Below are 11,623 nucleotides of genomic sequence, written 5' to 3'. Positions count from 1 at the left end.
CAGGGTGAACCGACCCGATGACACCCTGCACAGCCCCCTGCACCGCGCCGGGGAGGCGCGGGTCGACCCGACGGTGCTGGTCGAGCGGTTCGCCGACCCCGCGTCACGGGTGCTGGTGATGGACCGCTCCACCGCCTACCGGATCGAGCCGGTCGCCGGAGGGTACGACCCGCTGCGTCACGTCTACCTGGGCTGGTCCGAGCCGGAGCACGCCCCGGCCGGCGACCCGGGGCACCACGACTGGTTCGCCCGGCGGGCCGACGTCGAGGGTCTGGGGCTGCGGGAGGCGCCGCTGGCCACCGATCCCCTCATGCGTGACCTGACCACCACCGCCGCCGCCGTCCTGGCCTGGCACGACGCCGAGCCGCGCTGCGAGCGCTGCCATGGGGAATCGGTGCCCGACCGCGGCGGTTTCATCCGGACCTGCCTCGACTGCCGCGCCTGGCTGTTCCCGCGGCACGACCCGGCCATCATCATCGCGATCCTCGACCCCGACGACCGGCTGCTCCTGGCCCACCAAGCCAGTTGGGCCCCCCACCGCGTCTCGATCATCGCCGGTTTCGTGGAGGCGGGGGAGTCCCTCGAGCAGGCCGCCAGCCGGGAAGTGGGTGAGGAGGTCGGGCTGTACCTGACTTCGGCCCGATACGTCAGCAGCCAGCCCTGGCCCTTCCCGCGCTCCCTGATGCTGGGCATGGTCGGCACCGCCGCCGGCGACCCCGTCCCCGACGGGGTCGAGATCGCGTGGGCCCGCTGGTTCAGCAGGGGCGATTTCCTGGCCGCGGTCGCGTCGGGGGAGATCAGCGGACCGTCCGGGCGATCGGTGGCCAGCAAGCTGATCCAGGCCTGGTTGGCCGGCGATCTGCCTTCCCACCGCGACCTGGCCCCGGCGACCACCTGAGCATCGGGTTCCTATTCCTGGCGCCACCGTGAGGCCAGACCGGAGGCCCGGCGCGTCTCGGTGCCGATCGCGTCCCGAAGTTGGTCTGCGGTGCCGATGATGGTGGCCCGCTCCCGGGCGCGGGTGACGGCGGTGTAGACCAGGTCGCGGGTCAACAGCGGCGATCCGCGTGGCGGCAGCACCACCGTGGTGTGCTGGAACTGGCTGCCCTGGGCCTTGTGCACGGTCATCGCGAACACGTCGTCGACGCCCCGCAACAGGGCCGGACTCATCAGGCGGTGCTCGTGCTCGTCGCCGATGGCCACCTGCAGCCGGTCGCCCTGCCGGATCACCACCCCCGTGTCACCGTTGGACAGGTTCAGGGCCGAGTCATTGGTGGTCAGCAGCAGCGGGCGTCCCGGATAGGACGGGGCCCCCAGACCGAACCCGGGCCTCCGCGTGCGAATCAGGTCAATGGTGTGGTGGGTCCAGGCCGAGACGCCGAACAGGCCGTCGCGGTGGCCGCACAGCACCCGGTGCTGGTCCAGCAAGCGCAGGGCCAGGCCGGCGTCACCCTGTTCGGCTGCGGTGGCAAGATCCAGCCACTGGCGTTCAATGCTGGCGGCCAGTTCGGGGAAGTCGTGCCACGAGGTGGCGCGGGACAGTTCGACCTCGATCAATTCCACCTCGGTCTGGGGCCCGGACAGGGTCGCCAGCGCCGCATCGGCGTCCCGGTCGCGGATGGCCTGCGCCAACTGGTGGATGGCTCCCTTGTTGCGGTAGCCGGTCTGCAGCACCGTCACCGCGGATTCGCTGCGGCCGCCGCCCAGGCTGATGCCCGAGGCGGTGATGTCGGCCAGCACCGACCCGGCGCTGACCGACTTCAGCTGCTGCGGGTCACCCACCAGCAGCAGTCGGGTGTCCGGGCCCACCGCCGAGAGCAGGGTGGCGAAGATTTGCAGGTCAACCATGCTGACCTCGTCGACCACGACCAGGTCGTAGGGCAGGGGGTTGGTCGGCCCGTGCCGGAACTCCCCGGTCATCCCCCTGGCCCCGAGCAGGCGGTGCAGCGTCTGGCCGCTGCCATAGGCGGGCATCAAGGAGCCCGCGGCACGCAGTGCCTCGGCCTGGCTGGTGACCGACTGGTGCAGCCGGCTGGACGCCTTGCCGCTGGGAGCGGCCAGTGCGGCCCGGACGGTGGTGGCGGACTGTTCCTGCACCGCAGCCAGCACCCGCGCCACGGTGGTCGTCTTCCCGGTGCCGGGCCCACCGGCCAGGACGGTGGTCCAGGAGCCGACCGCCGACTCGATGGCCCGACGCTGCAGGGGATCTTCCCGGGTGCCCTGCGGATGTCGCTGCAGGCTGCGGGCCAGCAACTGCTGGTCGACGTGCGGCGGCGCCAACTGTTCGCGCTGGTGCAGCAGGTCGGCGACCAGGTCCTCGGCGGCCCAGTGGCGCTCGAGGTAGACCAGCGAGTCGACCAGCCGCAACGGCACCGTGTTGGGTTCGGAGTTGAGGTCACCGACCAGCGGCTGGCGGGCGAGTTCGTCGCGCCACTGGCTGGGGGTGGGCCAGTCCAGCTCGGCCAGCAGATCCAGGCGGGCCTGCTGGAAGGCGCTGCCGGTCAGGTCCCGGGACTGCAGGACGTCGTCGACGAAACGTTCGCTGGCGGTGTCGAGATCCAGGCAGGTCGACCCCGACCGGCCACTGGCGAAACACAGTGCGGCGGTCAGCTTGACCAACTCGTCGGCCGACGCGAACATGCGCGCGACGGTGCTGGCCAGTTGCACGTCACCGGCGGTGACCAGCCCGTGGCGGTGGGCCCGGGCCAGGGCAGTGTCCTGGTCGCGGACCAGCACCGAGACGTGGTGGGCGTCCAGGCTCATCGCGGCCCTCCCAGGATCGTGTCCGCAGCCTGGACGAAGCCGGCCGGGGGTCGCCAGGTGAACACCCCGGCAGGCATCCCGCCCAGTTCCGGGGTGTCGGGCCCCGCCATGCCGCGCACGAACAAGTAGCCGACACCGCCGAGGTGACGCCCGGGGTCGTAGCCGGGCAGCCGCCAACCGAGCAGGCGGTGCAGAGCCACCGAGTACAGCAGCGCCTGCAGCGGGTAGTGGGCGGCCACCATGGCCTGGGTCATCGCCTTCGCGTTGTAGTGCTGCACGGTGAGCTCCTCGTCAGGCAGCAGCGGCATGGTGTTGGTCTTGTAGTCGACCACCACGAATCGCTGGGTGGGGCCGCTGCCGACCCGGAGCACCGCGTCGATGGACCCGTTGAGGAAGCCGTTGAGTGTTTGTTCAGCGGTAGGGGTGGCGGCCAGCACCCGCCCGTAGTGGGCCAGCGGGTCGCTGGCCGGCAGCAGGCGGCGATCGCTGAACAGTGCGGCCAGGTCACCCACGGTGGCGACCAGGTCCGGGCTGCCCATGGTGAGCTCGAAGTCCAGTTCGGCGAGCCTGTCCGTGGCCGGCAGGTCGGCCAGGGTGCCCCCGGTCAGCGAGCCGAGCGGTGAATGGAAGACCTTGACCAGGGCATCGACCAGCGCCTCGGGCTCCACCTCCGGCCCGAACGCGGACAGGTACGGTGCGCTGGCCACGGTGACCTCGTGGGGCAGGTCCGCGGCCTGCGGGTCGACGTGCTCGAGGATGGCATGCACCAGGGTGCCGAAATCCGCGCCACCGGGGATTCCCGACATCGGCGACGGCATCGCCGCCGCGGGCCGGTGGTGCGCGACCTCGGTGGGCTCGACCAGGTCCGGCTCGTCCAGCCCCCCGACGCTGGAGCCGTGCTCGCCGCCGGAACCGAGGGGTCCGACCTGATGGGGCCCGAGCTCGTGGAGTGCCGCGGTCAGGCCCGAATAGGAGGTGCGTCGCCAGCTGCGGTCGATGCTGCGGGTCCACCGTCGGGGCGCTCCCAGCGGGTCCTCGGCCGGGGCCGGGGCGGGCGGCTGCCGGCCGGGGCCGTCCTTGGGGACACGATGCACGTGGATGGGCGCGAAGCGTGGCGAGCCCAGGTGGTGCACCATGGCGTCGACCTGCCCCTTGACTGGCAACGGACCCACCGACGCCGGCGGGGCGAACGGGGTGTCGTTGACCAACAGTCGATGCAACGCCGAGGCGTGGACGTCCTTGGAGGCCCCCCACCACAGCCGGAGTGCCACCTGCGCCCGCGTCATGGCGACGTAGGCCAGCCGCAGCTCCTCCTGGAAGGACTCCTCGTCGACCCCCGTGCTGGCTGCTTCGGAGACGTCCAGCAGGGGCCGTCCCTCCCCGTCATGGGTCAGGCGTGGCTCGTCCGGCTTGACCTTGACACCGACCGGGTCGAACAGGTCGGGCAACATCACCACCGGAAAGCCCAGCCCCTTGGCGCTGTGCATGGTCATCACCTGGATTGCGTCGATGTCGGCGCCGACCCGGCTCGCCACGTCGGGGGCGTCCTGCTGGGTCTGTTCGACCAGCCAGCGTCGCACTGCCTCGGGGCTGGCCCGGTGCGACAGCGCGTGGTCATGGGCCATCTCGGCGACCTGCAGCAGGTCGGACAACAGTTGGACGCCTCGCGGCTGCTGCAACAGCCGTTCATGGACCGAGAACGCCGAGAACAGCGCATCGCTCATCGCGGCGAAACCATCGTCGAGCCACACCTGGGACAGCTCTCGCACGGTCCGGGCCAGATCATCGATCCGGGTCTCGTCGGCCTCGACCAGGCCGGGGATGTCCCAGCCGACCAGAGGCGTCAGCGCTGCCCGGCGCAGTGCCCCGTCGGTGACGTTCAGCAACAGGTCCAGCACCATTGCCCAGGCACGGCCCGCCTCACCCTTGAAGACACCGTCGGCGCCGGCCTGCACCGCAGGGATGCCGGCGGCGGTGAGGGCCTTGGCGACCTTGTCCGACCTCCAGCGGGAGCGGACCAGCACCGCGACGTCACGCCGACGGAGCCGGGTGGCCACCTCGGAGCGGGGCAGCTGCACATGCGGCGGGTCGTCGAACAGTTCCCTGGTCTGGGCGACCAGGTCGGCGACGGCGGCGTCGAACATGTGCGTGCCGAGCGCCGCGTTGGTGCCGAGCAGGCGCAGCTGGACGGGGTGGGTCCACTGTCCGGGCGCCTGCTGCAGGCCCGCCGCCGGATCCGCGGTGCCGGTGGGTGTGGTGATGTCGCGGCCGAGTTGGGCGTTGTTGAGCACCGCCTCGACCCCGGACAGCAGCGCCCGGCTGCTGCGGTAGTTCTTCTGCAAACTGAATCTCTGGTGGTCGGCGGCGGCGGCCACGTAGGCCTGCACGTCGGCCCCGCGGAAGCGGTAGATCGACTGCTTCGGGTCACCGATCAGGACCAGCAGCGTCGAGTCGTGGAAGGCGTCGTGCACCAGTTGCCACTGCTGCTGGTCGGTGTCCTGGAACTCGTCGACCATCACCAGCCGGTAGCGGGACGCCAGGATGGACCGTGCCGTTCGTGGCGCCTGGGAGAGGTCGGTGGCCAGCGCCTGCGCCAGACGATGGGTCATGTCGTCGAACCCGTAGATCTGCTGGGTGCGCTTGCGCCTCTCGAACTCGACGCGGGCGCGCTCGGCGAGCGCGGCCCGCGCCGAGCCGGAGCGTTCGTGCAGCACCACCCGCTCCCGGTGCAGCGCGGCATCGACCAACCGCTGCGTGGCCTCACGGCTGGGCATGGTCCGGGCACCCATCTGGTCCTGCAGGAACAGGTCGTCGGCGATCTCTGCCATCAGGGCGTCCAGGGTGTCGGACTGGGTGTCGCCCGGGTCGTGGTCGACGTGGATGCCCAGACTCAACAGCATGGTCTGGCAGAAGCTGTGGGTGGTCGTGATGGTGGCCTGGTCGAACTGTGCGGCCGCCTGCTGCAAGTTGGCCAGGAACCCTTCGGGGTCGCGGGCGTGGGACGCGGCGAGCGCCGGCCCCAGCGTGCCGCCGGCCCGGATGGTGTTGATGGTGGTGGCGAGTCGGTGGTGCACCCGGGTCCGCAGCTCGGCGGCCGCCTTGATGGTGAAGGTGACCAGCATCACCTGGTCAATGCGGCAGAACCCCTCCCCAAGGGCACGCACCGTCAGGTCGGAGATGGCGGTGGTCTTGCCGGTGCCGGCGCTGGCCTCGACGACCAGGGTGCGCACCGTGAGCTCCAGCCCCGCAATGTCGAGGGGCTGCTGCTGGGCCACCTGCAGGTGCGCCGCGGCGGCGGCATTGATCGGAGTAATGCTCATCACAGGACCCCCAGGTGAACCGAGCCGAACAGTCGCGACCCCATGGACTCGATGGAGACTCGCGAGCAGCCGCCGTCATGGCCGGCCGAGCAGGTGGTGCGGTCCCCGACGGCGCTCCACCTGGCGGAGGTGAACTGCCCCCACGAGTCGTCGAACTCGCCCTGCCAGGCCGTCCTGCCCGCGAAGAGGTCGTCGGGACGCTCACGAATGGCCCACAGGGTCTGGGGAGGCGCCGCCAGCGGATGGGTGTGGCCATGCACGTAGAGGGCGACGTACTCCGCCATCACGGCCGCCACCGAGCCCATGCCCGATCGCTGGTCCAGGGTGAGCACCTGGGTCCTGGTCGCCTCCTCGAAGACGGCGCGTGGGGCCCGCCCGGTCGCCAGCGACAGGGCCAGCGCATTCAGCCAAGCCTCGATCACGTGGTGGCCCTTCACCCGCGCCGTCTGCACCGTCAGGTGGGAGTCCCCGCGGGCCAGCACCGAACCGACCAGTCGGATCGTGCCGTGTGGGTGCCCGACGTCGAGGGCAACGGCATGGTGGCGAAGGGGTGTCGGATCCTGCGCGAGTCGGGTGGCGAGTTGGCCTGCCTGGCGGGCCGCGCGCTCCACCGCCATCACCCCCGCCTCGGTGGGTGGGATGAGCGGGCTGGTCTTCTGGTGCGCGATGAGGGCCTCGATGTCCTCGCCCTGGCGCAACCGGTCGACCATGGTGTCCTTCACCTTCCAGAAGCCGAGCCCGTCTGATTCCAGGGTGATGGCGGTGCTCATCTCGTCCTGCCAGCTGCCCAGTCCGAGCCCGGCACGCTGGCTGAGGAAGCTCCTGACCGGATGCTTGAAGAACGCGATCAGGTCCTGCAGCCGAATGACCTGCGGGTGCGGGGCGGGCGGGAAGTCGTGCAGCAGCAGCCCCTCGGGGTAACGGTCGGTGTGCTGCATGCCGACATGGTCCAACCGCGCCACCGCCCGGTGGGCGCGCCGGTCGAAGCTGAACGGACGCCGGTCGGCGTCGGTGGGCCCCTGGTCGTTGGACAGGAAGTTGCCGCGGGAGAAGGCCTGCGCCGGCAGGACGCCGCGGCCGTCCGGTTGCACCGGCGGGGCCAGGGGCGCCCCCGCCGCCGCGGTGGCCTGCACCAGTTCGCTGATCGCCACCGGCTGGTCGCGGGTGTCGAGGCTTGACGGGTCCTGGGCCTGGTAGGTGATCACCAGTCGCTCGGTGGCCGACATGATCGCGTTCAGCAGGTGCTGCTGGTCGACCTCGCGGGCATGCGGGATTCCCGGGCGGGACCTGCCAGCCAGGATGTCGTCGCCCACGGCCCTGTCCTTGCGGGGGAACGAGGTGTCGTCCAGGCCCAGCAGCACCACCACCCGGTGGGGGATGCCAGTCAGGTCACGCAGACCGGTCACGACCATGGCCCCGGTGCCGAAGCTGGGACGCGTGCGCTGTTCACGGGACAGCTCGGCGATCACCTGCCGCACGTCGGCACGTCCCAGGATCGTCGCGTCCGGGTGCGGACCGGCCCACCGCGACAGGGCCGCTCGGGCGGCCGCCACCTGCCAGCGCTGCGCACGGGGCATCTCGACGACGTCGCTGATCAGGTTCTGGAGGCGCTCGTTCCACACCGCGGCGGTGGCCGGCTGGCACTCGTGGAAGAACTTGCGAATCCGCGAGATGAACTCGGCCAGCTGGCCCGCCCCGGCCGAGGCCTGCGAATCGAGGTGGCCGGCAGGGGCGGTCCACTTGAACTGCACCAGGGGTGAGTCCGCCAGCGCCGCGCCCAGGGCCAGCGCCTCCACCCCGGCGATCCAGGTGCCCCGGTCGTAGTTGATCCCGAACTCCCGGCGATGGGCACGATCCAGGCCCCAGCGGATGTCAGCCTTGGCCAACAGCTGCTTCAGTGCCTGCCCGCCATCACCATCGAAGCCCCACCGGGTCGCCACCGGCGTCGACAGGCACAGGTCGAACAGGTCCTGCCACGTGGCCCGCCCCGACCTCAGGGCCAGTACCCGGTCGAGCAGGGACAGGACCTCGTTGGGCTGACGGGCGCGGTCGTGGCTCACCGAGGTGCGCAACCAGTGCCCGGGATGGGCATCCGGCGCCGTGGGCGTGACCACCATCGCCGCATCGAGGACCGAGGCGAACTCGTCCAGGTTCGGGCAGAGGACGGCGACGTCCCGCGGCTCCAGGGTGGGGTCGTCCTCGAACAGTCCGCACAGGTGGTCGCGGAGCACCTCGACCTGGCGGTTCGGGCCGTGGGAGGGCAGCACCCGGATGGTGTCGTCACCGTCGGTCACCGCCGTCGGGGCCACCGGCTGGCCCCGCACCGCTGACTGCAGCGCTGCCAGCATGGAAGCTGGGCCGGGCGGCGGGGCCGGCACCTCGATGCTGCTGACCTCGTCGGCGCAGGCCAGCCAGCCGACGCGGGCGGTCGCGTGCACCTGCGCCAGACGCTGCAGCACCGCGCCGTCGACGGGGCTGGAATGGTCGAGCTGCCAGACCCGGACCTGGCAGACCCTGGCCAGGTGTGCCACCAGCTCGACGTCCTGCGGGTGCAGGGCGTCGACGGCCAGCAGGTGCACCCGGGCGGGCAGCCAGGCCGGCGGTGCGGCCACGAGGCGGGCCAGCAGGTCGCGGTGCTGGGCCAGCGGATGGGCAGCACCTGCCTTGCCGACCAGGCGCTGCCACAGCTTGGCCTGCCACCGGTAGCCCTCGTCCAGCTCGTGGCCGTCGGCGTCGGTGGACCGGCCCTGGTCCCAGGCGTCGATCATGGCGGGGGCGTCACGGCAGTAGCTGCGGGCCAGGCGCGCGACCCGGTGACCGGTGGCCAGGCGCCGTCCGGGGCGGGTGCCGTCACTGGCCAGATGGTCGGTCAACGGCTGGGCCCAGGCCTCGCCGGCGACCTCGTCGAAGACCTGCAGCGCCAACCGGGCCAGCTGTGAGGTGGCCCACGGGTCGTCGTCGGGATGGGGCAGCTCACCGGCGGCGAGACTGACGTGGAGACGCCTGCGCAGGCCGGGGACGGTCAGGAACTCCACCCCCGCGCAGACACCGTAGCCATTGTTGCTGGCCACGGCCTGGGAGACGTGGCGCTGGTGCGCAGGGCCGGGGACGACCGCCAACTGCAAAGCGAAGGGGTCACCGGTGCCGTCGTCCAGCGCGGACGCCATGGCGGCCACCAGGTCGTCCAATCGCGACCCGGTCACCACGCTCAGACCACGCACCTCGTCCACCAGTCCCTCTCGGCAATCACCTGTTCCGGGGCAGCACCCCACAATGAATCACCCTAGGGCCCCGCGCCGACAAAACCTGCGCCAGGTCGTCCGGACCACGCCCGGGTCGCCGCCCACGGCGGGGGCCTACAGTGAAGGGCGTGCCTGAACTGGACCCCGTCACCGACGTACCGACCGCTGCGAGCAGCGAGGCGATCCTGGCTGCCCTCGACCCCGACCAGCGGGAGGTCGCCGAGGCCGTCGAGGGTCCCCTGGTCGTGATAGCGGGGGCCGGTACCGGCAAGACTCGGGCCATCACCCACCGCATCGCCCATGCCGCGACCATCGGGGCGGCAGATCCGACCCGCACCCTCGCCGTGACGTTCACCACCCGCGCCGCGGGGGAGATGCGGGGACGGCTCGCCGAGTTGGGGGTCACGGGGGTGCAGGCACGCACCTTCCATTCCGCGGCGCTGCGGCAACTGCAGTACTTCTGGCCACGGTCCTACGGCAGCGAACTGCCGCCGGTCAGCCAGTCGCGCTACGGGCTGGTGGCCGAGGCCGCGGCCCGCAACCGGCTCTCGCACGAGACCACCACCATCCGTGACCTGTCGGCCGAGATCAGCTGGTCCAAGGTCTCCAACGTGACCCCGGGCAGTTACCCCGCGCTGGCCCGCGGATCCCATCGTGAGGTCAACGGCATCGAGCCCACGGTGGTCGCCAAGGTCATCACCGACTACGAGAACATCAAGCGTGAGCGGGGGGTCATCGACTTCGAGGACATCCTGTTGTGCACCGTCGCCATGCTGCACGAGTTTCCCGAGGTCGCCGCCCAGGTGCGTGACCGGTACCGGCACTTCACCGTGGACGAGTACCAGGACGTCAGCCCGTTGCAGCAGGCGGTGCTGATGGCCTGGCTGGGACAGCGCGAGGACCTGTGCGTGGTCGGCGACCCGGCGCAGTCGATCCACTCCTATGCCGGCGCACGACCCGACTTCCTGACCAACTTCACCCAACGCCACCCCGACGCCAAGATCGTCCGCCTCGACCGGGACTACCGCTCCACGCCGCAGGTCGTCGACCTGGCCAACAAGGTCCTCCACCCGCCACAGTTCACCCATCGCGGCCCGAAGCTGCTGCTGCGAGCCCAACGACCCGATGGCCCGGCCCCGGTCTTCGAGGGCCACACCACCGACTCCGACGAGGCCCGGGCCGTGGTCAGTTGGCTGCAGGGCCTCAACCGGGGCGGCACCGAGTGGCGCGAGATGGCCGTGCTGTTCCGCATCAACGCCCAGGCCCCGGCCTTCGAGGCGGCGCTGACCGAGGCGGGGGTGCCCTACGTGGTGCGCGGCTCGGAACGGTTCTACGAGCGCCCTGAGATCCGCCAGGCGCTGCGGCTGTTGGCCGGGCACGCCCAGAACACCCCGAACGACCCGGGTCTGGCGGCGGTCAAGGCCATCCTGTCCGGGTCCGGCTGGTCGGACGAGGCGCCGGTCGGCGCCGGGGCGGCGCGGGAGCGCTGGGAATCGCTGTCGGCCTTGGTGGACTTGGCCGCCGAGATCGCGCAGACCGACTCGACCCTGGACCTGGCCGGGGTCGTCGACGAGTTGCAGGCCCGTGCCGCCCGCCAGGAGGTGCCCGTGGGCCAGGGCGTCACCCTGGCCACGCTGCACTCGGCCAAGGGCCTGGAATGGGACGCCGTCGCGGTGGCGGGAGTGGCGGAAGGATCCATCCCGTTCGTGCTGTCGACCACCCCGGCTGCCATCGACGAGGAACGTCGGCTGCTCTACGTCGGGGTCACCCGAGCCCGCGAACACCTGCGGCTCAGTTGGTCACGCAGCGGCGGTCCCGGTCGTGCCGGGCGGCGGATGTCACGATTCCTGGCCGGACTGACACCGGGCACCTTGAAGGAGCCGGTGGCCGCCACGAGCCGCAAGCGCCGTGATCGCAGCGCGCTGTCGCAGAAGTGTCGGGTCTGCGAGGAGTCGTTGACCAGCGCCGCCGAGCGCAAACTGGGACGCCACGCGGCCTGCCCGTCCGACTACGACGAGCGGCTGCTGCTCGACCTGAAGCAGTGGCGCAAGCAGGTGGCCGACGGTTCGCCGGCCTACATCGTGTTCACCGATGCCACCCTCGTCGCCATCGCCGAGGCGATGCCAGCCTCCGCCGAGGACCTGCTCGAGGTGTCCGGAGTGGGGCCGACGAAGGTCGAGCGCTACGGGCAGGCCGTGCTGGAGATCCTCGACGCGCACCGGCCCTGATCTTTTCCGCATCGATGCGTTAAATCGGTTGCGGTGCCCCCTGGGGGCAGTTGTAATGTGTCTCACACAC

Annotated in this window: 5 protein-coding genes; 2 read left to right on the top strand and 3 right to left on the bottom strand. The window is 71.2% G+C overall.

The window, feature by feature from the left end:
* The first annotated feature begins 4 nt into the window (after positions 1 to 4).
* Positions 5 to 898, top strand: coding sequence for an NAD(+) diphosphatase (gene nudC / locus IPV09_RS06010; protein ID WP_207474330.1), 894 nt, complete (start codon positions 5 to 7; stop codon positions 896 to 898).
* 11 nt (positions 899 to 909) lie between these two features.
* On the opposite strand, the gene recD is transcribed toward nudC, so the two are convergent.
* The 3 genes from recD to IPV09_RS05995 are packed head-to-tail and all read right to left on the bottom strand — an operon-like array spanning position 910 to position 9,313.
* Positions 910 to 2,763, bottom strand: coding sequence for an exodeoxyribonuclease V subunit alpha (gene recD, locus IPV09_RS06005; RefSeq protein WP_207474329.1), 1,854 nt, complete (start codon positions 2,761 to 2,763; stop codon positions 910 to 912).
* On the bottom strand, positions 2,760 to 6,083 hold the full coding sequence (locus IPV09_RS06000) for a UvrD-helicase domain-containing protein (RefSeq protein WP_207474328.1): 3,324 nt from the start codon (positions 6,081 to 6,083) through the stop codon (positions 2,760 to 2,762). The genes recD and IPV09_RS06000 overlap by 4 nt, the downstream gene beginning before the upstream one ends.
* Positions 6,083 to 9,313, bottom strand: coding sequence for an exodeoxyribonuclease V subunit gamma (locus IPV09_RS05995; protein WP_207474327.1), 3,231 nt, complete (start codon positions 9,311 to 9,313; stop codon positions 6,083 to 6,085). Before IPV09_RS05995 ends, IPV09_RS06000 begins: the two co-directional genes overlap by 1 nt.
* 140 nt (positions 9,314 to 9,453) lie before the next feature.
* On the opposite strand from IPV09_RS05995, the gene IPV09_RS05990 reads away from it, so the two are divergent.
* Entirely contained in the window at positions 9,454 to 11,553 is a 2,100-nt protein-coding gene (locus IPV09_RS05990; protein ID WP_207474326.1) for an ATP-dependent DNA helicase UvrD2, read from the top strand.
* The last annotated feature ends 70 nt before the right edge of the window (positions 11,554 to 11,623 follow it).

Origin of the sequence: Tessaracoccus sp. SD287, from assembly GCF_017355265.1 — a bacterium.
GTDB lineage: Bacteria > Actinomycetota > Actinomycetes > Propionibacteriales > Propionibacteriaceae > Aestuariimicrobium.
The sequence above is the reverse complement of the archived record's forward strand: the minus strand, read 5'-3'. Positions and strand labels throughout refer to the sequence as shown.